The 22,259-nt window shown below is 61.8% G+C and carries 17 protein-coding genes and 1 tRNA gene; 8 read left to right on the top strand and 10 right to left on the bottom strand.

Annotation, left to right across the window (positions count from 1 at the left end; all coding sequences use genetic code 11):
• Nucleotides 1–64: 64 nt before the first annotated feature.
• Genes rhuM through ACFO24_RS10575 form a run of 4 tightly spaced genes read left to right on the top strand, consistent with a single transcriptional unit; the run spans nt 65 to nt 8,341 of the window.
• Nucleotides 65–1,051, top strand: a complete 987-nt coding sequence (gene rhuM, locus ACFO24_RS10560; RefSeq protein WP_377738306.1) for a RhuM family protein — start codon at nt 65–67, stop codon at nt 1,049–1,051.
• 39 nt (nt 1,052–1,090) lie between these two features.
• Nucleotides 1,091–2,287 (top strand): vWA domain-containing protein, encoded by a 1,197-nt coding sequence (locus ACFO24_RS10565; protein WP_377738307.1) that lies wholly within the window; start codon nt 1,091–1,093, stop codon nt 2,285–2,287.
• Nucleotides 2,288–2,292: 5 nt separating this feature from the next.
• Nucleotides 2,293–4,134 carry an autotransporter assembly complex protein TamA gene (locus ACFO24_RS10570; protein WP_377738308.1) on the top strand — a complete coding sequence of 614 codons (1,842 nt, stop codon included), beginning with the start codon at nt 2,293–2,295 and terminating at the stop codon, nt 4,132–4,134.
• 7 nt (nt 4,135–4,141) lie between these two features.
• Entirely contained in the window at nt 4,142–8,341 is a 4,200-nt protein-coding gene (locus tag ACFO24_RS10575; RefSeq protein WP_377738309.1) for a translocation/assembly module TamB domain-containing protein, read from the top strand.
• Nucleotides 8,342–8,438: 97 nt separating this feature from the next.
• Here the strand turns inward: ACFO24_RS10575 and ACFO24_RS10580 are convergent.
• The 5 genes from ACFO24_RS10580 to glmU all read right to left on the bottom strand — a co-directional run bounded on the left by ACFO24_RS10580 (nt 8,439) and on the right by glmU (nt 14,122).
• A tRNA-Arg gene (locus ACFO24_RS10580) sits at nt 8,439–8,513 on the bottom strand.
• Nucleotides 8,514–8,540: 27 nt separating this feature from the next.
• On the bottom strand, nt 8,541–8,975 hold the full coding sequence (locus tag ACFO24_RS10585; RefSeq protein ID WP_377738310.1) for an OsmC family protein: 435 nt from the start codon (nt 8,973–8,975) through the stop codon (nt 8,541–8,543).
• Nucleotides 8,976–9,174: 199 nt separating this feature from the next.
• Nucleotides 9,175–11,859: a bifunctional acetate--CoA ligase family protein/GNAT family N-acetyltransferase gene (locus ACFO24_RS10590; protein ID WP_377738311.1), complete on the bottom strand. Its 2,685-nt coding sequence runs from the start codon at nt 11,857–11,859 to the stop codon at nt 9,175–9,177.
• Between the two features lie 64 nt (nt 11,860–11,923).
• Nucleotides 11,924–12,691: a sensor histidine kinase gene (locus tag ACFO24_RS10595; RefSeq protein WP_377738312.1), complete on the bottom strand. Its 768-nt coding sequence runs from the start codon at nt 12,689–12,691 to the stop codon at nt 11,924–11,926.
• Between the two features lie 3 nt (nt 12,692–12,694).
• Entirely contained in the window at nt 12,695–14,122 is a 1,428-nt protein-coding gene (glmU, locus tag ACFO24_RS10600) for a bifunctional UDP-N-acetylglucosamine diphosphorylase/glucosamine-1-phosphate N-acetyltransferase GlmU (protein ID WP_377738386.1), read from the bottom strand.
• Nucleotides 14,123–14,366: 244 nt separating this feature from the next.
• Here glmU and ACFO24_RS10605 point away from each other — a divergent pair, with 244 nt between their 5' ends.
• Nucleotides 14,367–14,789 (top strand): bacteriohemerythrin, encoded by a 423-nt coding sequence (locus tag ACFO24_RS10605; protein WP_377738313.1) that lies wholly within the window; start codon nt 14,367–14,369, stop codon nt 14,787–14,789.
• A 55-nt stretch (nt 14,790–14,844) separates the two neighbouring features.
• Here the strand turns inward: ACFO24_RS10605 and tyrS are convergent, their stop codons facing one another.
• A complete protein-coding gene (tyrS, locus tag ACFO24_RS10610; protein WP_377738314.1) occupies nt 14,845–16,083 on the bottom strand; it encodes a tyrosine--tRNA ligase in 1,239 nt (412 codons plus the stop codon).
• 200 nt (nt 16,084–16,283) lie between these two features.
• Between tyrS and ACFO24_RS10615 the strand changes: the two genes are divergently transcribed.
• Nucleotides 16,284–17,642 (top strand): M23 family metallopeptidase, encoded by a 1,359-nt coding sequence (locus tag ACFO24_RS10615; RefSeq protein WP_377738315.1) that lies wholly within the window; start codon nt 16,284–16,286, stop codon nt 17,640–17,642.
• Nucleotides 17,643–17,714: 72 nt separating this feature from the next.
• On the top strand, nt 17,715–18,857 hold the full coding sequence (locus tag ACFO24_RS10620; RefSeq protein ID WP_377738316.1) for an anhydro-N-acetylmuramic acid kinase: 1,143 nt from the start codon (nt 17,715–17,717) through the stop codon (nt 18,855–18,857).
• A 130-nt stretch (nt 18,858–18,987) separates the two neighbouring features.
• Here ACFO24_RS10620 and erpA read toward each other — a convergent pair whose 3' ends face one another.
• The 3 genes from erpA to rplM all read right to left on the bottom strand — a co-directional run bounded on the left by erpA (nt 18,988) and on the right by rplM (nt 20,325).
• Entirely contained in the window at nt 18,988–19,338 is a 351-nt protein-coding gene (gene erpA / locus ACFO24_RS10625; protein WP_207575567.1) for an iron-sulfur cluster insertion protein ErpA, read from the bottom strand.
• A 154-nt stretch (nt 19,339–19,492) separates the two neighbouring features.
• On the bottom strand, nt 19,493–19,885 hold the full coding sequence (rpsI, locus tag ACFO24_RS10630; RefSeq protein ID WP_207575568.1) for a 30S ribosomal protein S9: 393 nt from the start codon (nt 19,883–19,885) through the stop codon (nt 19,493–19,495).
• 11 nt (nt 19,886–19,896) lie between these two features.
• Nucleotides 19,897–20,325, bottom strand: a complete 429-nt coding sequence (gene rplM, locus ACFO24_RS10635; RefSeq protein ID WP_207575569.1) for a 50S ribosomal protein L13 — start codon at nt 20,323–20,325, stop codon at nt 19,897–19,899.
• 245 nt (nt 20,326–20,570) lie between these two features.
• Here rplM and ACFO24_RS10640 point away from each other — a divergent pair, with 245 nt between their 5' ends.
• A complete protein-coding gene (locus ACFO24_RS10640; RefSeq protein WP_207575570.1) occupies nt 20,571–21,461 on the top strand; it encodes a 23S rRNA (adenine(2030)-N(6))-methyltransferase RlmJ in 891 nt (296 codons plus the stop codon).
• Nucleotides 21,462–21,586: 125 nt separating this feature from the next.
• Here the strand turns inward: ACFO24_RS10640 and ACFO24_RS10645 are convergent, their stop codons facing one another.
• Entirely contained in the window at nt 21,587–22,222 is a 636-nt protein-coding gene (locus ACFO24_RS10645) for a septal ring lytic transglycosylase RlpA family protein (protein ID WP_377738317.1), read from the bottom strand.
• Nucleotides 22,223–22,259 lie beyond the last annotated feature (37 nt).

The raw sequence follows: 22,259 nt of genomic DNA on the forward strand, positions 1-22,259 counted from the left end.
TGTTTAAATTTATTCACACCCTGCGCACACCTGGTGCCGAAGCCTTTGTCAAGAAGTGTTGGCTATGAGCTTACAAAACCAACTCGTTATTTTCGACTTCGCCAACGGGCAGGTGCAGGTGCGGCTGGAAGGCGAGACCGTTTGGCTGTCGCAAGCACAGATGGCGGAGCTGTTCGGCACCTCCAGCGACAACATCAGCCTGCACTTGAAGAACATCTACAAGGAGCAGGAATTGCAGGAGGCGGCAACTACCGAGGATTTCTCGGTAGTTCGCCAAGAGGGCAAACGGCAGGTGCAGCGCCAGGTCAGGCACTACAACCTGGATGCCATCATCTCGGTGGGTTATCGCATCAGTTCTGCGCAAGCAACACGTTTTCGTCAGTGGGCAACCAGCGTGCTGCGCCAGCACTTGACTCAAGGCTTTACCCTTAACCGCCAGCGTTTCGAGCAAAACGCAGCCGAGCTGGAGGCCACGCTGGCATTGGTGCGCAAGGCGGCAGCGGGCGAGGCGCTGACCACCGACCAAGGCCGGGGGCTGGTGGATGTGATCGCCCGTTACACGCAGACGTTTTTGTGGCTGCAACGCTATGACGAAGGGCTGCTGAGTACGCCGGCGGGCAGTGCGGGTGGCGAGCTGCCCACACTGGATGGGGCACGCGCGGCCATCGCCACATTGAAGGCCGAGCTAATCGCCAAGGGCGAGGCCACCGAGTTGTTTGGCCGCGAGCGCAGCGATGGTTTTGCGGCACTCTTGGGCAATTTGGAGCAAACGGTTTTCGGCGAGTCAGCCTATTCCACGATCGAGGCCAAAGCCGCGCACCTGCTGTATTTCGTCATCAAAAACCATCCTTTTGCGGACGGCAACAAGCGCAGTGGCGCGTTTTTGTTTGTGGATTTTTTGGCGCGTAATGGGCGATTGATTCGCAATGGTGAACCCGTTATCAACGATGTGGGCTTGGCGGCGCTGGCGCTCTTGGTGGCCGAGTCTGCCCCCAGCAGCAAAGAGGTGATGATTCGCCTCATCGAAAACATGTTGGCCTTGCCAGGGTAGTCCCCTGTATCGCAGTGGCCCTTTTGTTAGGGAATTTTCATGCTGATTGATTTTTTCTACACCTTGCGGGCGGCCAAGCTGCCGGTTTCGGTCAAAGAATTTTTGGCCCTGCTCGAAGCCCTGCAGGTGGGCGTGGTCGGCCCCAAATCCGAGCTGGGCGGGGACGGCTGGAGCCTGGACGATTTTTACTACCTGGCCCGCACCATTTTGGTGAAGGACGAAAAGCACTTCGACAAGTTCGACCGCGCCTTTGCGGCGTACTTCAAGGGCGTGGAGATGCTGACCGACCTGACGCAAGAAATCCCGCAAGACTGGCTGCGCAAGCTGCTGGAGCGGGAACTGTCCCCGGAAGAAAAAGCCGCCATCGAGGCCATGGGCTGGGACGAGCTGATGGAGACGCTGAAAAAACGCCTCGAAGAGCAAAAAGAGCGCCACCAGGGCGGCAACAAATGGATTGGCACCGGCGGCACCAGCCCGTTTGGGCACGGCGGCTACAACCCGGCGGGCATCCGCATTGGCGGGGCGGGCAAAAACCGCAGCGCGGTGAAGGTGTGGGAGCAACGCGCCTACCGCGATTACGACGATACGCAGGAGCTGGGCACACGCAACATCAAGGTGGCGCTGCGCCGCCTGCGCAAATTTGCCCGCCAGGGTGGCGAGCTGGAGCTGGATTTGCCCGACACCATCCGCAGCACGGCGGCCAACGCCGGCTGGCTGGACATCAAGATGGTGCCCGAGCGGCACAACAACGTGAAAGTGCTGCTGCTGATGGACGTGGGCGGCACCATGGACGACCACATCCAGCGTGTGGAAGAGTTGTTCTCGGCCGCCAAAGCCGAGTTCAAGCACCTGGAGTTTTATTACTTCCACAACTGCGTGTACGACTTTGTCTGGAAGAACAACCACCGCCGCTTTGCCGAAAAATTTGACACCTGGGACATCATCCGCAAGTACAACCAAGACTACAAACTGATTTTTGTGGGCGATGCCACCATGAGCCCCTACGAAATTTTGCAGCCCGGCGGCAGCGTGGAATACATGAACGAAGAGCCCGGCGCGGTCTGGTTGCAGCGCCTGACCGAGGCCTTTGCCCAGCACGCCTGGATCAACCCCGAGCCGCAAGGCGTGTGGCAGTACCGCCAGAGCATTGACATCATCCACCAGCTGATGGGCGGCAAGATGTACCCGCTGACCGTGCAGGGGCTGGAACAATGCATGCGCCAGTTGTCTAAGTAAGCCTTATGCGCTGGACTTCCTTTCTCCTTGCCCTGCTGACCAGCGTGCTGCTGGCCGGTTGCGGCCTGCTGGGCAAGGCCAAAAATCTGGGCACCGCCAAAGGCAAGCCCAATTTTGAGCTGGTGATTCGCGCCCAGCCCGAGGCCGCACAAGACTTGCTGCAAGCGCACCTGGAACTCAACCGCTACCGCCACTTGGAAGGTTTGCGCCGCCAAGAACTGACCCGCCTGGTGAGTGTGGCCGATGCCGACATTCGCAAACTCTTGGGCACCTTGGGCTATTTCGCCCCGACGGTGGAGCTGGTCCTGGAGGCCCCGCCCCGTGACTCTGAGGTGCTGCCCACGGTGCGCATTACCGTCGATGCGGGCGTGCAAACCACGGTGGCGCAGGCCGATATCCAGGTCACCAGCCCGCAAGAGGGTGAAAAAGCCGGCAGCTGGCAACGCCAAAGCATTGGCCGCAATTGGCCCCTGGAGGTGGGACAGCCGTTTTCCCAAGCGGCCTGGGCCAGCGCCAAGGCCGAAGGGCTGCGCAGCCTGCAAGCGCGGCGCTACCCCACTGCAGCGCTGACCACCAGCCGGGCCGAGATTGATGCCGACACCCACCAAGCCCACCTGCAGGCGCATTACGCTACCGGCCCCCTGGTGCGCTTTGGGGAGCTCACCATTGAAGGCGGCGAGCGCTACGACAACGCCGGGGTGGCCCGCGCGGCCCGCCTGCCCGTGGGGACGGAATACCGGCAAACCACCTTGCTTGATGTGCAGCAGCGCATGGCGGCCACGGGCTTGTACGACTCGGTCTTTTTAACGCTGCAGACAGACAACATCCCCCCTGATGCCACCGAAGTGCAGGTGCCCGTGCTGGCCCAGGTGCGCGAAGCGCCCTTGCGCAAATGGGTGTACGGCGCGGGCATGAGCACCGACATTGGGCCGCGCCTGTCGCTGGATTACACCCACCACCGCATTCCGGGCCTGGGCTGGCAGGCGCACAACAAGCTGCAGCTCAACGCCAAGAATCCGCTGCTCTCAACCCGCCTGTATTCCTTACCCGATGCAACCGGCTGGAACTGGTTTGCCAGCGCCAGCGCCGAACGCGCCGAACTGGCCGATTACGACACCAACAGCATCTCCCTGGCCGCCGGGCGCGGCAAGGATGAGGACAGCATCGACCGCCAGTACTTTCTGCGCTACGACCTGGCCAACCCGCAAGGCGACAAGGCCCCACCCAAAAGCTCGGCCATCAGCGCCAACTACAGCTGGACGGGGCGCTACTTCAACAACGCCAGCAACCCCACCCGGGGCCATGGGCTGGCGTTTGAGCTGGGCCTGGGCAGCACGCTGACCCCTGAGCGCACCCCCTTCACCCGCGTGCTGGGCCGCTGGCAATACTTCAAACCCATGGGCGAGCGCGATGCGACCACCAAGCGCCGCGCCCGCCTGATGCTGCGCAGCCAACTGGGCGCGGTGGTGGCTCGCAAAGGCACGGATATCCCGCTGACCCTGCTCTTCTTATCGGGCGGCGATACCACCGTGCGCGGCTACAGCTACCAAAGCATTGGCACCCGGCGCAATGGCGATGACATGATTGGCGGGCGCTATATGCTGGCCGCTTCGGCCGAATGGCAGCGCCCCATCGTGCTGGCCGGTAACCGCAAAGACTGGGAGCACACGGTGTTTCTGGATGCCGGCTCCGTCACCGATGAACCGGGCAACAACGTGCAAATCTTTGTTGGAGCTGGCTCCGGCATCCGTTGGAACAGCCCCGTCGGCCCCTTGCAAGCCGACATCGCCTATGGCTTTAAAACCCAACAACTGCGCCTGCACCTGCGCTTAGGCTTTACCTTCTAAACCTGCCATGCCTGAACGCCAAGACCCCGTGTTCGACACCCCGGCGGGGGCCCCAGCGGCTGCCCCTGCTGCCCCCAAACACCGCCCTAGGCGCCGCCGCCTGGGGTGGCTGGGCCTGGCCTTGCTGCTGGTGCTGGCCACGGGCCTAGCCAGCCTGTGGTGGTGGAGCGGGCGAGAACAATCCCTGGCGCAAACCCTGGCCGTGGCACAGCGCTGGCTGCCTGCGGGCATGCAGCTTGAGGTAGAAAACGCCCAAGGCAGCTTGCGTTTTGGGGGTGAAATTGACCGTTTACGCATATCTAACCAGCGGTTTACGCTACAAATAAAAAATCTAACGCTGGCCTGGAACCTGGGCCAGCTGCTGCAGCGGCGCTTGGCCGTTGAGCGCCTGCACGCCGCCCGCGTCGATTACCGCGCCCAGCCCGAGGCCCCGCCGGACGACACCCCCAGCCAGCCCCTGCGCAGCCTGCAGCTGCCCCTGGCCATTGACCTGCCGGTGCAGATCGACACCTTCACCTGGGCCGACGGCCCCAGCGCCCAGCTTGAACACCTGGCTGCCACCTACCGCTACGACCGCGATCAACACCGCCTGCAACTAAGCAGCCTGCGCTACGGCCCCCAGCAGGCCCAACTCAGCGCCAGCGTGCAACTGGGCGGCCAAGCGCCACTGCAGCTGACGGCCCAGGCCCAGGCCAGCGCCACCCCGGCGTTGGAACTGGCCCAGCCCTTGGCGCTGCAAGCGCAAGTGGACATCAGCGGCCAGCTCTTTGGCCCCCAGGCCCAACTGCAAGTGACCGCCCAGGTGCAGCCCCAGGCCACCGATGCCGATGCCGATGCACCCACCACTGGGGCAAACAGCGCCCTGCCCCCTTTATCCGCCCGCCTGCACGCCACCGTCACCCCATGGCAAGCCCAGCCGCTGCCGCAGGCCCAGCTGGAGTTGCAGCACGTCAATCTCGCCCTCTTTGCCCCGCAACTGCCGCCCAGCGATCTCACCGGGCAGCTGCACATCACCACCGATACCGACGGCGTTTGGCGCTTTCGCACCGACCTCGCCAACCCCCAGGCCGGCCCCTGGGATGCCCCCGCCCTGCCCCTGCAGCAACTGCAAGCCCAAGCGCAATTCGATGGCCAGGTGTGGACGCTCGACCAGCTCCAGCTGCAACTGCCCCGTGGCCCGAAAGTACCCAAGCAGACAAAAAAGACCCCCGGCACAGCGCAAGCAGATCCAGGCACCCCCGGCGGCCAGCTCCAAGCCCAAGGCCAATGGACCGTGGCCACCCAGGCCTTGAACGCCCAGGTGCAGCTGCAAGGCATCAACCCTGCCCATGTCTTGACCAGCCTGCCCAGCCAACGCATCAGCGGCAGTGCGAGCGCCGAAACGCTGCCCCCCGCTGACTCCCCCCCCGATACCGCCGATACCGCCGCTGCCAGTCCAGCCGACCCAGCCATCGACTTTCGCGTGGCCATCGCCGACCCGCAAGCCCCCCCCACCAGCTTGGCCCATGCCCGCGCCCAAGGCCGCTGGGCCGCGGGCGTGCTGACGCTGCAAGAAGTCGCCATTCGCGCCTGGGGGGCCGAGTTGTCCAGCCCCAGCCTCAGCTGGGACAGCCTGCTGCACCAAGCCAGCAGCCCCCAAACCACCCGCCTGCAAGTGCCGGGGCTGGCTGCCGAACTCACCGGCACCCTGACCGAGCACACCGGCCAAGGCCAGCTGCGTACCCAGCTGCGCGATGCCGCTGCCACCGTGCAGTGGCTGGGCCGCTTGCCGGGTGTGGGCGATCTGACCCGCCTGACCGACCTCACCGCCCCCCTGACCGGGCAAGCCCAGCTTGACCTGGCCTGGCAAGGCGGCTGGGGGCGTTTACGGCCCACCAGCCCACCAGCAGAAGCAGAAGCACAAACAGACAAAATAAACAAAACAGATAAAACAGAAGCACCCCCCGCTTTATCTATCAAGTTATTAGCAAAAATACCTAATATTTCTTATAAATTACCAGCGCAAGAAGCTACAAAAATACAAGACCTCACCCTGGCGGTCCAAGGCCCCTTAGAAAAGCTGACCGCCCATTTGCAGGGCCAACTCCACCAAGGCAGCCAGCAAGCGCACATCGACACCCAATGGCAAGCCCAATGGCACACCCCAAGCCGCTGGCAACTGCAAGCGCAAACCCTCACGCTGCTGGCCCGCCCCAGCGCAAAAAGCGGCGATTGGCGCTTGGCCCTTGCCGCCCCCGTCACCATCGGGCAAACCGGGCCAGACATCCAGGCCAGCGCCGGGGCCTTGCAGCTGACCCCCCCCGCCACCAAAAACCAAACCGAGCAGGCCCAGGTGCGCTGGGCCACCCTGGCACTGAACACCACCACCTGGGGCGTGGTGAGCACGGGCGAACTCAGCGGCCTGCCCCTGGCCTGGGCCAACCACTTCACCCCGGACGACCCCATTTTGGAGCGCGCCGGCATCAGTGGCGACCTGCGCTTGCAAGGCCGCTGGGACATCGACACCCGCAGCGCCCAGCCCAAGCTGCACGCCACCTTGGAGCGGGCCGATGGCGACATGCGCATTGCCGCCAATATTGAAGAAGCCGCCCCGGTCACCATCATCCGCAGCCAGGGCACCGACGAAGCGAGCATCCGCCTGCGCCAACCCAACCGGGGCCAGTCCATCCGGCTGCAAGCCCTGCAAGCCACGCTCGACCTCGAAGGCAGCACCTTGCGCAGCCAAGTGCTCTGGGCCTCCGAACGCGCGGGCACAATTTTGGCCACCCTGCAAAGCCCCGTGCAGCACCATCCCCGCCAAGGCATGCGTTGGCCAGACAACGCCCCCTTGTCCGGCACCGTGCAGCTGCTGCTGCCCAACATTGGTGTCTGGGCCTCGTTTGCCCCGCCGGGCTGGCGGGTAGAGGGCGGTTTTAGCGGCGCAGTGGCCATCAGCGGCACCCGCAGCGCCCCCGAGTGGGAAGGCTCCATCGAGGCCCAAGACCTGGCCTTGTCGTCCCTGCTGGAGGGCGTGAACTTAAAAAATGGCCAACTCAAAGCCCGCTTTGCCGGCAACCGCCTGGACATTGAGCAACTCACCTTGGAGGGCAGTCGCAGCGGCCAGGCCCGCATCCTGGGCCAAAGTGGCAACCGCACCGCCCCCCCGCAAAGCGGCGGGCACTTGAGCGGCCGGGGGTTCATCGTTTACGCCCCGCCCAAAGACCCGCACAGCAATGCCGCTGGCCTGCACATGGAGGTGCAGCTGCAGCTTGATGACTTGCAAGTACTCACCCGGGCCGACCGGCAAATGGGCGTAAGCGGCACCATCCACGCCAGCATCCAGCAAGAGCAACTGCGCCTGCGCGGCGGGCTGAAAGTCAATCGCGCCGCCTTGCTGCTGGCCGATGACTCGGCCCCCAGCCTGGATGAGGATGTACACATCACCTCCGCCGCGCTGCGCCAGCAAGAGGCCGAACGCCAGGCCAAAGCAGCCCGCAAAGCAGCCCGCGACCCCGCCCCGGAAGGCTCCATTCGGGCCGCACTCCAGCCCGACATCCACCTCACCCTCGACTTAGGCCCAGACTTTGCCCTGCAGGGCTATGGTCTGACAACGCGCCTGAATGGACAACTCACCATTGAAGGCGGCCCGCGCATCACTGGCGAAATTCACACCGACCAAGGCCGCTACCGCGCCTGGGGCCAGTCGTTGGACATTGGGCAAGGCACCATCCGCTTCAACGGCCCCTACAACGACCCCAGCCTGGACATCATTGCCCTGCGCCCCAACATCGCAGTGAAAGCCGGTGTCAAAGTCGCTGGCAGCGCCACCCAGCCCCGGGTGCAGCTGTATTCCGATCCTGTCATGCCCGATGGGGAAGCCCTCTCCTGGGTCGTCATGGGCCGCGACCCCACCGAAGGCGGTGCCGAATCGGCCCTGCTGCAGCAAGCGGCGCTGGCCCTGCTCAGTGGCAGCAACAGCAGCGGCAACATTGCCGGCACCATCGGGCTGGATGAATTGGGCTTCAAGGGTGCCAACGGGGCCGAAGGCGCTGCCCTCACCCTGGGCAAACGCATCTCGCAAGAGCTGTACCTGGCCTACGAGCAAAGCCTGAACGGTGCCATGGGCACACTGTTTATCTTTTACGACCTGAGCAAGCGCCTGACCCTGCGCGGCCAAACCGGCGAAAACACCGGCATGGATTTGATCTATACCCGCCGCAAAGATTGAGCCTGTTTGGCAGGCAGACAAAGCACAGGCGGCGGGCTGCCAGCCTGTGTAATGGCAGGTGGCGGGTGGAAAGTGGAGGGTGAGAAAATCTGCCGCTTGGCCCCTTCGGCAGGAATCGAACCTGCATTTGACCCTTAGGAGGGGCCCGTTCTATCCATTGAACTACAAAGGGCAAGGGCTGCGATTGTAGCGGCCCTTGTCAGGCCACCACGTGCGCCGTGATGCTGGTGGTGCCGGCCATGTTGTCGGCGATCGGGCAGCGCTTTTCCACCTCATGCAAAAAGGCCACTTTCTCGGCTTCGGTCATGTCCGCATCAATCTTCACATTCACGCGAATCGCCACAAAGCCGGCACGGCCTTCGGTGGTTTTACCCAGCAAAAAGTCCTTGTCAATATCGGCCTCAGCGTGGGCCTCCACACCGCGCAAGGCTATGCCGCGCTGCATGGCCACAATGCGTGCAATCGCGCAAATGCAGGCAGGCAGGCTGGAGATAAACACCTCCAACGGATTGGGCCCCTCGTTCTTACCGCCAGCGCCAACGGGCTGGTCAATCACGAAAGGGTTGGAGCACTGGATTTCAGTGCGAAAGCTGTCTTTCATGACAGCGCTGACGGTAACGGTGGAAAGTGCCATAAGAGATACTTCAATCAGTCCATACAAAGCATAAACAAAGGGCGGCGCAGGCGATGCTGGTCTGCCCTTGCGCAACCCCAAAGCGGAGCAGGCCAATCATAAGGGTATAAGGGCAATCATTTAGCTTTTTCATAAAGTATTAAAAAACAGACCATCGCCAGCTGCCATTGGCCTGTGGGTGCTGCCGTGGTTACATCGACTACAGCTTGTGCACCACCAAGCGAAATTCCGGGTCTTCCGGGAAGCTGCGAATCTCAAAGTCCAGGCGGCGCATGAGTTTGAGCATATTGGGGTTGTTGGTCAGCACCAGCCCTTCGATGTGTTCTAAGCCCTTGTCGCGCGCCACTTCCATGATGCTGAGCATCAAGCGTGCGCCCAAACCCTGCCCGGCCATGTCATCGGCCACGACCAAGGCGAACTCGCAGGTGGTGCGGTCGGGATTGGTCACGTAGCGCGAAACGCCCAGCAAGCGCTCGGTGACCTGCACCTCGCCCTCCTCATCGACGGTGCGCTCTTGCTTGACGGCCACCAGGGCCATTTCGCGGTCGTAGTCGATCAAGGTAAATTTCGCCAACATGGAAGGCGGCAACTCCGCCAGCTGCGAGACAAAGCGAAAGTAGCGACTTTGCGGCGAAAGGCCCTTGACCAACTGCTGCAGCATGTGCGCATCGTCCGGCCGGATGGGGCGCACCAGGTACTCGCCCCCATCGCGCAGCGGCCAGATTTGTTCGTACTTGGCCGGATAGGGCAGGATGGCCAAGTGCCCGTATTTGCCCATGCTCAGGGACTGCCCTTGCTGGGCCACCACCATGCGGGCATCGACGGCGACCGCACCGGTTTCATCGACGATCAGCGGGTTGATGTCCATCTCACGCAACTGGGGCAGGGCGCACACCATTTCTGAGATGCGCAGCAGCACCTGCTCTAACGCCTCGATCTTCACCGGGGTGGCACCGCGCCATTCGCCCAGGGTTTCAAAAACGCGCGAGCGCTCCATAAGGCGGCGGGCCAAGAATTGATTGAGCGGCGGCAGCTCCATGGCGCGGTCATCGATCAGCTCAATCATGGTGCCGCCTGCGCCAAAGGTAATGACCGGGCCAAAGGGGTCATCGCTGACCAGGCCAATACAAATCTCGCGCCCTCGGCGCGAACGCGCCATGTTTTGCACCGTGATGCCGTTAATGCGGGCCTCGGGCTTGATGCGCTTGACGCGCTGCATCATGTCGTTAAAGGCATTGCGCACGGCTTCGCCGTTGTGCAAGTTCAGCGCCACGCCCCCCACATCGGACTTGTGCGTAATGTCGGGCGAATCAATCTTCAGCGCCACCGGAAAGCCTTGCTGGGTGGCAATCATCATCGCCTCGTGGGCATTGCGGGCCAGCAAGGTGCGCGTGACCGGAATGTGAAAGGCCGCCAGCAGCGTTTTGGATTCCATCTCGGTGAGCACGTTGCGCCGCTCGGCCAGCACGCTTTCAATCACCAAGCGGGCCCCGGCAATGTCGGGTTTGGCCAGATTGCTCAAAGGCGGCGGGGTTTGCTGCAGCAGCTGCTGGTTCTCGGTGAAATTGGCGATATTGCCAAACGCACCGACGGCCGCCTCAGGGGTGCGGAAGGTGGGGATTTGCGCCTTGTGCAGCACCTCGCGGGCCGCGCCAACGGTGGTGTCTCCCATCCAGCAGGTCAGCAACGGTTTGGCGGCGCGGCGTTTGGCTTCGGCCACCGCCTCGGCCACGGCGGTGCTATCAATGCCAATGCGCGGCGAGAAGATGACCAACACCCCGCCAACCTGCGCATCGTTCAAGGCCGCTTCAATGGCCAGCCGAAAATGCTCCGGCTGGGCAAATTCTGAGACATCCACCAAATCGCTCAAAGCCGCCAACGGGGGCAATTGGGGGGCCAGCTGGGCCGCCACCTCGGGACTGAGGCGGCCCAGCTCCAGGTGGATTTCATTGATCCAGTCGGCCGCCAGCACCCCGGGGCCACCGCCGTTGGCGATGATGGCCAGGCGCTTGCTCACTGGGCGGTAGCGTGCCGCCAGGCATTTGGCGGCAGAGAACAATTCGGTAAACGAATGCACGCGCACGGCACCGGCGCGGCGCAGCACCGCATCAAACACGTCATCGCTGCCCACAATGGCGGCGCTGTGCGTTAAAGCTGCAGCACTGCCCGCAGCTTTGCGGCCAGATTTCAGCACTACGACTGGTTTTGCTATGGCAGCACTGCGCAAAGCGCTCATAAATTTACGAGCATCCTGGATACCTTCCATGTACACCACGATGCTTTGCGTGCGCCCATCGCTGGCCAGAAAGTCCAATGCTTCGGGCAGGCCCAGGCTGGTGTGCGGCCCCAGCGAAATGACTGAAGAAAAGCCCACGCCATTGCTGGCGGCCCAGTCCAGGATCGACGCGGTCAATGCGCCGGACTGGCTGACCAGGGCCAGTGGCCCTTCTTTGGCCAGGGGCCCCATCACCCCGGCGTTGAGCTGCAAATGCGGGCGCTGGATGCCCAAGGAGTTGGGCCCCAGCAGATGAATATGGTTGTCGTGCGCAGATTCGCGCAGCGCACGGGCGTGCTCGGCATCGACCCCGCTGGACAAAATCAGGGCGGTATCGCAGCGGATGCGCCCGACCAACTCCAGCGCGGCCAATTGCTCTTCTTGCGGCAGGGCAATGACCACCAGATCGGCCTTGACCTGGGCCAGATCGCTCAAGGTGCCCATCATCTTGGTATTCACAAAGGTGAGGGTGCCGGTAAACCGCTGGGCCTTGAGCAGGCCGTGCAAGGCCTGGGCATAGGGGGTTTGCGCATCCGGCGTTTCAGGATCACCGGCCAAAACAATGATCGATTGCGGGGCGAACAGGGGGGTCAGGTAATGCTTGTCCATACGGCGTTTTGAGCAACTAATAACAAAGCACACTGTAGCGCCTAAGTCAGGCGGCCTTGGCAAGTCAGACTGGGCCAGTCTGGTTTGGCTGGTGTGCCGCCGGATGGGCTGCAGGCCAGGCCAATTGCACCGTACACCCCTGCCCCGGCTGGGCCGCAATACGCGCCTGCGCCCCGTGGCGCACAGCCAGGGTCTGCACCAAGGCCAGGCCGCAGCCCAAGCCCGCAAATTGGCTTTCGCGGTGCAAGCGGGCAAAAGGCTGAAACAGCTGGGCAGCCTGCTCAGACTCAAACCCCACGCCGTTGTCGCGCACCGCGCAGTGCCATGTGGCACCGTCTGCCACGGCCTGCAGCTGCACCCGCGGCGTGGGGGCCGCAAATTTGCAGGCATTGGCCAAGAGCTGCTGCAGCACCTGCGTGAGCGCCTGGGCATCGGCCTGCAGCCACACGGGCGCAGCGGGCAGCGAAAACTGCGCTTGCGGGTACTGCTGCTGCAGCGCGGGCAGCAAGGCTTGGCACGTGGCCACCAAATCCACCGCTTGCAGATGCAGCGGCATCCGCGCCGCACGCGAGAGCCCGGCCAGCGCCTGCAGCATCTGCCCCATGCGCTGGGCCCCTTGCTGCATGAATTGGGCACATTCCAAGGCATCGGCGGCGGCCTCGGCGGCGTGGGGTGCGGCTGCGGCCAAGGTCTGCACGGCCTCGACCAACAAGGGGGCAAAGGATTGAATATGGCGCAGCGGCGCGGGCAGGTCGTGCGCAATGGCCCGCAGCAAAGCCTCGTGCTGCTGGCGCAGCAAGTGCAGCTCTTGTTCCGGAGGCAGGGCCGTCATGGGCTAGCCCTTGGACTGTTTGGCGGGGCGGTGCCAGTTTTCTTTGACCATTTGTTTGCCCCGGGCCACCGCCAAGGCCTGGGCAGGCGTGCTTTTGGTAATGGTGGAGCCGCCACCCACCGTAGCGCCCGCACCAATCGTGACCGGGGCCACCAGCACGCAGTTGCTGCCAATGTGCGCATCGGCCTCAATCACCGTGCGGTGCTTGTTCGCACCGTCGTAGTTGGCCGTGATGCTGCCTGCGCCGTAATTCACGCGCTCGCCCACCGTGGCATCGCCCAGATAGGCCAAATGGTTGGCCTTGGCCCCAGCCGCGAGGGTGGAGTTTTTCACCTCGACAAAATTGCCAATATGCACCTGGGCCCCCAATTGCGCCCCCGGCCGCAAACGGGCAAAGGGGCCAATCAACGCCCCAGCGCCCACGCTGGCACCGGCGGCTTCCCCATCAATATGGGTGAAGGGGTGAATCACCGCATCGGCCGCAATCACGGCGTTGCTAATGTGGCAATGCGCCCCGATGCGTGCGCCTGCGCCAATCTCCACCTGGCCAGTGAAGATGCAACCCACATCAATCTCGACATCCTGCCCACACACCAAGTGCGCCGGCGTGCCATGGGCATGGTCACGCAGATCAAAACGGGCCGGATCGGCCAGACGCACGCCTTGCTCCATCAGCCCATGCGCTTGGCGCTGCTGGTGGGCACGCTCCAACGCGGCCAGTTGCACGGGGCTGTTCACACCGGCCACCTGCACCGCATCGGCAATGCAGTGCCCCACCACCGCCACGCCTTGGGCCACGGCCATGGCGACCACGTCCGTGAGGTAGTACTCGCCCTGGGCGTTGTGATTGGTCAGCGCTGCCAGCCAAGGGCGCAGCAGGCGGGCAGGCACGGCCATGATGCCGCTGTAAATTTCGTCAATACCACGCTGGGCTGGCGTTGCATCTTTGTGCTCGACGATGCGCTGCACCCGGCCATCGCTGCCGCGCACTATGCGGCCATAGCCCGTGGGGTCCTGCAAACGCACCGTAAGCAAAGCCAATTGGTCATGGCCAGCGGCCGCGACCAAGGCTTGCAAAGTGGCCGCCTCGGTCAATGGCACATCGCCCGAGAGCACCACCACCACCCCATCATCGGCCAGCACGGGCAAGGCTTGCTGCACGGCATGGCCCGTACCCAACTGGGGTTCTTGCCGGGCAAAATTTAAGTCAAATTGGCCTAAAACACTTGCCATGCTTGCGCTAGCAGCTTCTACTTCAGGAGCACCATGCCCCGTAATCACAACCACTGAACGCGCCTGCAATTGCCCCGCCGTGGCCAGCACATGGCCCAGCAGCGGGCGGCCCGCCAGTTTTTGCAGCACTTTGGGGATGCGGCTTTTCATGCGCGTGCCTTTGCCAGCGGCCATGATGACGATATCCAGGGGGAGCAATGTGGTCATACCAATTCAAAAAAATATGTAAACGCAACCGCCTGTGCCCCGGTGCGGGTTGCAGCGATTGCCTGGGCGGCCATGGGGCCTGCATTATCTGCCGCAGGCGATGCGACCAGAGGTCTTGCTGTGCGGACTGCCAACCTTGACCCGCATCAAAAAGCCATGGGTACACGGTAATACCCTTAAATTTATCAAGGGAATTCATCTCTATGCTTATGGCTTTGCATAGGAGTTGCTAGCCATGACTTTTATCCCTTGGACCGCAGCGCTGAAGCTGGGCGTACCCATCATTGATGAACAGCACCGGGTCCTGGTGGACTTGATCAACGCACTGCATGCCGCCATCTCGGACGCTGCCGGTGCGCGCGATGCCATTGCCGATATTTTGGAAGGGCTGCTGGACTACACGCACAACCACTTTATTGTTGAGGAAGTGCTATTTCAAAAGCACGGTTACCCCGATGCGGACAAGCACCTGTCCGAGCACAGTGGCTTCACCGGAAAAATGATGGGCTGGCTGACCCGTTTTGAAGACGGTGAAGACGTTAATTTAGAGGTGCTGGACTTTTTAAAAGACTGGCTGGTACACCACATCTGCGAAGAAGACCGGGCCTACCTGCCCTTCATGCGTGCGGCCCTGGCCAAAGAAGCCATGGCCGCTTGAGCGGGCTTGGGCAGGCCAAGCGCCAGCCCCCTGCGCTTTAGCCGCTTGAACCGTTTTACCCCAGCACCACCCGGGCGAACTTGCGCTTGCCCACTTGCAGCACAAAGCTGCCTGCCTCCAGCTTCAAGCCTTTGTCACTCACCACGCTGCCATCAATGCGCACGCCGCCACCGTCAATCAGGCGGTTTGCTTCGCTGGTGGAGGGGGCCAAGTTGGCTTGCTTGAGAAGAGCACCAATGCCCAGCGGGGCACCGCTGAGGGTGATCTCGGGAATGCTCTCAGGGATGCCCCCCTTGCTGCGGTTGATGAAATCTTGCTCCGCCGCATCCGCTGCTGCCGCACTGTGAAAGCGCGTGGTGATTTCCTTGGCCAAGAGCACCTTGGCATCTTTGGGGTTGCGGCCCGCAGCAATCTCGGCCTTCAACGCAGCAATGTCTTGCAGGCTTTGAAACGACAGCAAGGTGTACCAGTCCCACATCAGGTCGTCAGAAATGGAGAGGATTTTGGCGAACATGGTGTTGGCCTCGTCCGTAATGCCCACGTAGTTGTTCTTGGATTTGGACATTTTTTGCACGCCATCCAAACCCACCAGCAACGGCATGGTGAGCACGCACTGCGGCTCTTGCCCATACTCTTGCTGCAAGTGACGACCCATCATCAGGTTGAATTTTTGGTCGGTACCGCCCAACTCCAGGTCGGCCTTGAGGGCCACCGAGTCATACCCCTGCAGCAACGGATACAAAAACTCGTGCAGGCTGATGGAGTTGCCCTCGGTAAAGCGCGTATGAAAATCGTTGCGCTCCATCATGCGGGCCACGGTGTACTTGGCCGCCAATTCAATCATGCCGCGGGCCCCCAGCGCGTCGCACCATTCGCTGTTGTAGCGCACCTCGGTTTTTGCCGGATCGAGCACCTTGGCCGCCTGGGTGTAATAGGTTTCGGCGTTGGCCTGGATCTGCGCGGCTGTCAGCGGTGGGCGCGTGCTGTCGCGCCCCGACGGGTCGCCAATCAGCGTGGTGAAGTCACCAATCAAGAAAATGACCGTATGCCCCAAATCCTGCAACTGGCGCAGTTTGTTGAGCACCACGGTGTGGCCCAAATGGATGTCCGGGGCGGTAGGGTCCAACCCCAGTTTGATGCGCAAGGGCGTTCCGGTGGCCTCGGAGCGGGCCAGTTTTTTGGCCCATTCGCCCTGGGGCAGTAGCTCATCCACCCCACGCAAGGTGACGGCCAGGGCGCTTTGCACCGCCGGTGTCATGGAGATGTCAGAATTGGTAACAGCAACTTGATTCATAAGGGTTTTTTCTAGCGAAATCAGTAAGGGGAAAGATATAATCAGCGGGTTTTTTATCGACCGTCAGGGCTGATTTTAGTCAGCCATTTTTTTGACGCAGTGCAAACTGCAGGTTTTCCCAATCTGCACAATGCTTTAGTCGAATGACTTTCAAACGCTTTCGCGTTTTTCCTGTTTTCCCCCACCGACTGGAAGCCGTTTTGAATACCCGTTTTATTTCTGCCAGCCATTCTTTGCTCGCACGCTTAGCGCAATCTGCCAAACACCACCCCAAACGCATCGTGGCCGCCATCGCCAGTCTGTTACTGACGGCTGGCGGTGGCGCTTTTGCCGTGGCTTCGCTCGATCAGGAAACTGAGAATCTGCCCATCCACACCGTGATCACCCCGGTCGATTCCCTGGTGCAGGGCAGCACGCTGGCCCAGCTGACCAGCGACACCCGTTTTTCACTCTACCGCAGCGAATACACACGCAACACGGACACGGCCGCCTCGCTGCTGCAGCGCCTGGGCATTGCCGATCCGCAAGCGGTCAGCTTTCTGCGCAACAACCCCCAGGCCAGCGAAAACATCCTGGGGCGCACCGGCCGCCTGGTGACAGCGCAAGCCAGCAATGACCACCAACTAGAAAAGCTCATCGTGCGCTGGGTGGTAGAAGGCAACAACACCGATTTCCAACGACTGACCCTGCAGCGCAATGCGGCAGGGTCTTTTGATGTAGTGATCGACAGCGCCCCGCTGGAAGTGCGCACGCGCATGGCCGGTGGCACGATTCAAAGCACCTTGTTTGCCGCCACCGATGCCGCTGGCATCCCCGACCACATTGCCACCCAGGTGGCCGACATCTTCCCCGAGATCAACTTTCGCCGCCTGTTCAAAGGCGACCGTTTCACTTTTGTCTATGAAACCCTGGAGGCAGACGGCGAACTGCTGCGCTCCAATCGCGTGCTATCGGCGCAATTTGTCAATCGCGGCAAAACCTACGAAGCCATGTGGTTCCAAGAGCCCGGCCAGCGTGGCTCCTACTACGCCATGGATGGCTCCAGCCTGCGCCGCGCGTATTTGAATGCCCCGCTGGAGTTCACCCGCATCAGCAGCAACTTCAGCAACCGCTTTCACCCCATTTTGAAAACCTGGCGCAAGCACCTGGGCACCGACTACGCAGCCCCCACCGGCACCAAGGTGCGCACCGTGGGCGATGGCGTGGTGGAGTTTGCCGGCTGGCAAAACGGCTTTGGCAATGTGGTGTACATCAAGCACACCAATGCCAGCCACGTCACCGTCTATGGCCACTTGAGCCGCATTGACGTGCAAAAAGGCCAACGCGTTGAGCAAGGTGATGGCATTGGCGCTGTCGGCTCCACCGGCTGGTCCACCGGGCCGCACCTGCACTTTGAATTTCGCGTCAATGGCGTGCACCAAGACCCACAAAGCATCGTGGCTGAAAACGTGAACAATCCGATTTCAGAAAAAGTCAAAGCCGCCTTCAAGGTGCAAGCAGACCAGATGCGCGATCAACTGGCCTCTGCCGACCTGATTTACAACACCACGGCGCAATAAACCCTTTCTTCTCCTTCACCTGCCTGCGCACGAGCCTCTTTGGAGGCTCGTGCTGCCTTCTAAAACGTGCTTTTGACTGCCCGCCCTGCCCCTGCTTTGTTGATCGGCCTGATGTCGGGCACCTCCCTGGACGGGGTGGATGGGGTGGTGGTGCAGTTCTCCCAGGACGGGGCGCTGCAGGTTCTGGCCCACGCCAGTAGCCCCATGCCCCCCAACGTGCGCGATGAGCTGCTGCGCCTGAACAGCCGCCAAGGCCAGGACGAACTGCACCGCGCCGCTTTGGCGGGCAATGCCATGGCGCTGCTGTATGCCCAGGTGGTGCAGCAGCTGTTGCAGGCCACAGGATTGGCGCCGCACGCCATCACCGCCATCGGGGCCCATGGCCAAACGGTGCGCCACCAGCCGGGGGCGCATGACGGCGTGGGTTACACCCTGCAATTGCTCAATCCGGCCCTGCTGGCCGAGCGCACCGGCATCACGGTGGTGGCCGACCTGCGCAGTCGCGATGTGGCCGCCGGCGGGCAAGGGGCTCCCTTGGTGCCGGCCTTTCACCAGCAGGTCTTTGCCCCACCTGCGGGGGATTGGAGCCTAGTGCTCAATATCGGCGGCATTGCCAATATCAGTGTGCTACCCCCGCCCGACCAGCCAGCGCCGGTACGCGGCTGGGATTGCGGCCCGGGCAATGCCTTGATGGATGCCTGGTGCCAGCGCCATACAGGCCAGCCCTTTGACCAAGATGGGCGCTGGGCCGCCAGCGGCCACGTTCTGCCCGCGCTGTTGGCGCAATTGCTGCGCGAGCCATTTTTGCAGCAAGCGCCACCCAAAAGCACGGGGCGCGATCTGTTTCATTGGGCGTGGCTGGAGCAGCAACTCTGTGCTTTTGGCGATGCGGCCGCGGCCGATGTGCAGGCCACCCTCACCGCTTTTACCGCCCAGGCCTGCGCCGACAGCGTGCGCCCGTTCAGCGATGGTGCGCACACCCTGCTGGTGTGCGGCGGCGGGGCCTTGAATGCGTATTTGATGGCCCAGCTGCAGCAACGCCTGCCGCAGCTGCAGGTGGTTTCCACGGCTGCGCGTGGTTTGCCCCCCCTGCAGGTCGAGGCCGCGGCCTTTGCCTGGCTGGCCCGCCAGTGCTGGCTGGGCCAGGCGGGCAATTTGCCCGCCGTCACCGGAGCCCAAGGGCCGCGCATTCTTGGGGCCATTTACCAGGCATAAAAAAGGAGCTGTTTGCGCTTATTTTCAAAGGTTTTCAGGTGTAAAACACTCTGAAAACCTTATCAATACAGCGCAAACAGCTCCTTAAGTCAAGAAAGCCTAGCCGACCGCTTAGAACGTGAACACGTTCTTACACCGAGAAGCTTGAGCCGCAGCCGCACGAAGTTTCGGCATTGGGGTTGCGAATCACAAACTGCGCCCCTTGCAGGTCTTCTTTGTAATCAATCTCCGCGCCCACCAGGTACTGGTAGCTCATGGCGTCGATGAGCAGGGAGACACCATTTTTGGTCATTACGGTGTCGTCCTCGTTGGTTTCTTCTTCAAAAGTAAACCCATACTGAAAGCCCGAGCAGCCGCCCCCTTGGACGAACACGCGCAGCTTCAAATCAGGGTTGCCTTCCTCGGTAATCAAATCGGCCACTTTGGCGGCAGCGCTGTCGGTAAAAATAATCGGCTCGGGCAGAGTGGCCTCGGTGCTCATACGGGATGCTCCCAAAAAAGAAAGAATGCAAACAGGCCCAAATGGTAGCGCAGCCCCCGTTTGCAGGGGGTGGGCATAAAAAAACCGCCTCGCAAGGAGACGGTCTTTGGGCAGCAGAAACTGCGCGAAAAATCCAGGAACCAGGTCCGCAGGATTAACGCTTGGAGAACTGCTTGGCGCGGCGTGCAGAACGCAGACCGACCTTTTTACGCTCCACTTCACGGGCATCGCGGGTGACAAAGCCAGCTTGGCTCAGCACGGGCTTGAGGCCTGCGTCATAGTCGATCAGGGCGCGGGTGATGCCGTGGCGGGCAGCACCGGCTTGACCCGATTCACCACCACCATGCACGTTGATTTGAATATCGAAAGCTTCGGCATTGTTCGTCAGCACCAGGGGCTGCTTGGCGATCATGATCGAAGTTTCACGGCCAAAGTATTCTTGAATGTCTTTGCCGTTCACGGTAATTTTGCCGCTGCCTTTTTTCAGGAAGACGCGAGCGACGCTGGACTTGCGACGGCCTGTGCCGTTGTTCCATTCACCAATCATCTCAAGACTCCTTAGATATCCAGCACTTTGGGCTGTTGGGCGCTATGGGGATGCTCAGCACCGCCGTAGACCTTGAGTTTTTTGACCATGGCGTAACCCAGGGGGCCTTTGGGCAGCATGCCTTTGACAGCTTTTTCCAAAGCGCGGCCAGGGAATTTGGCTTGCAGATCGCGGAAGTTGGTGGCTGTGATGCCGCCAGGGTAGCCCGAGTGGCGGTAGTAAATCTTGTCGGTGTTCTTGGTGCCAGTGACTTTGAGCTTGGCAGCGTTGATCACAACAATGAAGTCACCGGTATCGACGTGAGGCGTGTAAATGGCTTTGTGTTTGCCGCGCAGACGCAGGGCCACTTCGCTGGCGACCCGGCCGAGCACCTTATCGGTGGCATCAATCACAAACCACTCGTGTTGCACCTCAGCGGGTTTTGCGCTGAATGTAGACATGAGGTTTTCTCTTTTAAAAAAGTTGAAAAAGAACCCTTTTCTGCGGTCGGTGCTTCTTCTGGTACAGGGCTTGCGCAAAGCACGTCCTATAGTGGAAGCCTCTTAGGCAGTAAAACAAAACCCAAGGGCATTCGCGCCTTGGGGTCTGCCTTCGTCGCGGGGTTCATAAAATCGCTACGAAGCCCGCAATTATACAAAAACCTACTGGCTTGCGCCAGATACCCGCACAGATAACCGATTGCTCTATGTTTAGCTACCGCCACGCCTTTCACGCCGGCAACCATGCCGATGTGCTCAAGCACACCACCTTGATCGCCATTGCCCAGTATTTGGTGCAAAAGGACACGCCGCTGTCCGTCATCGACACCCACGCCGGGGCCGGGCTATACCGCCTGGATGGCGACTTTGCCCAAACCAGTGGCGAAGCCATGGAGGGCATTGCCCGCATGCTGAGCGCCGACCCCGCCACCTTGGCCCCGGCACTGCAGACGTATTTGGCCATGGTGCAAAGCTTTAACCCCGGCGCACACCTGCGCACCTACCCCGGCTCACCGGCGCTGCTGCTGCAGGTGCTGCGCCCGCAAGACAAGCTGCGCTTGTTTGAGCTGATGCCGCAAGATGCCCGCGCCTTGCTGGGCAATGCCGAGCAGCTGCTGGAGGGCCGGCAAGCCCAGGTCTTGATGGAAGACGGCTTTGCCAATGCCAAAAAATTTCTGCCTCCACCCGACCGCCGGGGCCTGCTGCTGTGCGATCCCAGCTATGAAATGAAGACCGATTACGCCAAGGTGGCGACCTTCATCGACGACAGCCTGCGCCGCTTTGCCACCGGCTGCTATGCCGTGTGGTACCCCATCATTGGCCGCCAAGAGGCGCACGACCTGCCCAAGCGCCTGAAGTCCTTGGCCGCCAAGGCGGGCAAAAACTGGCTGCACGCCACGCTCACCGTCAAATCGGGCAAGCTGCAAACCCTGGCCGATGGCAGCGTCAAACGCCCGGGGCTGCCGGCCAGCGGCATGTGCATCATCAACCCGCCGTTTACCTTGCATGCAGCACTTGAAGCAGCTTTGCCGCAGATGGTGGCGCTGATGGGGCAAGATAAAAATGCCGGTTTTACCCTGGAGAGCACGGGGCGCTAAAACCGCGCTCACACCTTAAAAAAAGAGCTGCTACCGCTTGATTTCATGGGCTTTCAGATAGATTGCTATCTAAAACCCTTGAAACACCAGCGGTAGCAGCTCTTTTTGTTAGCAGCTCTTGTTGATTAGCCCGCTTCGGCTGCTGCGGCCAGCACATCCAGGCGGTCGTCGCAGGTTTCCTCGGCATCGAGTTTCCACAATTGCACGCGGCGCACGCCGCTATCGACCATGTCCAGCGCCTCGGCCGCTGCGCGGCTGAGGTCGATGATGCGGTTTTTCGCATACGGCCCACGGTCATTCACCCGCACCTCCACGGCCTTGCCATCGCGGCTGAGGACGCACAGCCGCGTTCCAAACGCATAGTGCGGATGGGCCGCCGTGAAGTCATAGGCATTAAAGCGCTCGCCGCTGGCCGTGCGCCGCCCGTGCAGGCCGGGCCCGTACCAGGAGGCAATGCCCTGCTCATCGACCATTTCATCGCGCAGTGCCTGGCGCGCGGCCCGCAAAGGGTCGGGCAGCTGCAGGCCTGGCGCGGGGGCCATGCGGCGCAGCTGCTGCAGCGGGGTCAGGGCCGTGGGCGCTTGCAGATGCGCCCCCGTGTCCACGGGGGTGAGGGGCGCTGGCGCGCAGCCAACAAGCACAACCGCTGTGGCCATGCTGACCAGGGCTGCCCATGGCCAGGGTTGTGACCGCTGCATGCAGCGGCGGGTGGGGACTGCAGGCACGCCCACAATGGGGCGGGTGGATTGGTGTCCATCCATACGATTCCTTTACGGTGGCAGCACAGCCTGGCGGCCA

This window comes from Comamonas denitrificans (genome assembly GCF_042654745.1).
GTDB lineage: Bacteria > Pseudomonadota > Gammaproteobacteria > Burkholderiales > Burkholderiaceae_C > Comamonas > Comamonas denitrificans.

Excerpts from the sequence above, each read along its gene's own strand:
- ACFO24_RS10575 (WP_377738309.1), top strand. The coding sequence starts at position 4,142 with ATGCCTGAACGCCAAGACCCCGTGTTCGACACCCCGGCGGGGGCCCCA.
- rhuM (WP_377738306.1), top strand. The coding sequence starts at position 65 with ATGAGCTTACAAAACCAACTCGTTATTTTCGACTTCGCCAACGGGCAG.
- ACFO24_RS10590 (WP_377738311.1), bottom strand. The coding sequence starts at position 11,859 with ATGGACAAGCATTACCTGACCCCCCTGTTCGCCCCGCAATCGATCATT.
- rplM (WP_207575569.1), bottom strand. The coding sequence starts at position 20,325 with ATGTCTACATTCAGCGCAAAACCCGCTGAGGTGCAACACGAGTGGTTT.
- ACFO24_RS10605 (WP_377738313.1), top strand. The coding sequence starts at position 14,367 with ATGACTTTTATCCCTTGGACCGCAGCGCTGAAGCTGGGCGTACCCATC.
- ACFO24_RS10570 (WP_377738308.1), top strand. The coding sequence starts at position 2,293 with ATGCGCTGGACTTCCTTTCTCCTTGCCCTGCTGACCAGCGTGCTGCTG.
- ACFO24_RS10640 (WP_207575570.1), top strand. The coding sequence starts at position 20,571 with ATGTTTAGCTACCGCCACGCCTTTCACGCCGGCAACCATGCCGATGTG.
- ACFO24_RS10645 (WP_377738317.1), bottom strand. The coding sequence starts at position 22,222 with ATGGATGGACACCAATCCACCCGCCCCATTGTGGGCGTGCCTGCAGTC.
- tyrS (WP_377738314.1), bottom strand. The coding sequence starts at position 16,083 with ATGAATCAAGTTGCTGTTACCAATTCTGACATCTCCATGACACCGGCG.
- erpA (WP_207575567.1), bottom strand. The coding sequence starts at position 19,338 with ATGAGCACCGAGGCCACTCTGCCCGAGCCGATTATTTTTACCGACAGC.
- ACFO24_RS10585 (WP_377738310.1), bottom strand. The coding sequence starts at position 8,975 with ATGGCACTTTCCACCGTTACCGTCAGCGCTGTCATGAAAGACAGCTTT.
- ACFO24_RS10565 (WP_377738307.1), top strand. The coding sequence starts at position 1,091 with ATGCTGATTGATTTTTTCTACACCTTGCGGGCGGCCAAGCTGCCGGTT.
- rpsI (WP_207575568.1), bottom strand. The coding sequence starts at position 19,885 with ATGATTGGTGAATGGAACAACGGCACAGGCCGTCGCAAGTCCAGCGTC.
- ACFO24_RS10595 (WP_377738312.1), bottom strand. The coding sequence starts at position 12,691 with ATGACGGCCCTGCCTCCGGAACAAGAGCTGCACTTGCTGCGCCAGCAG.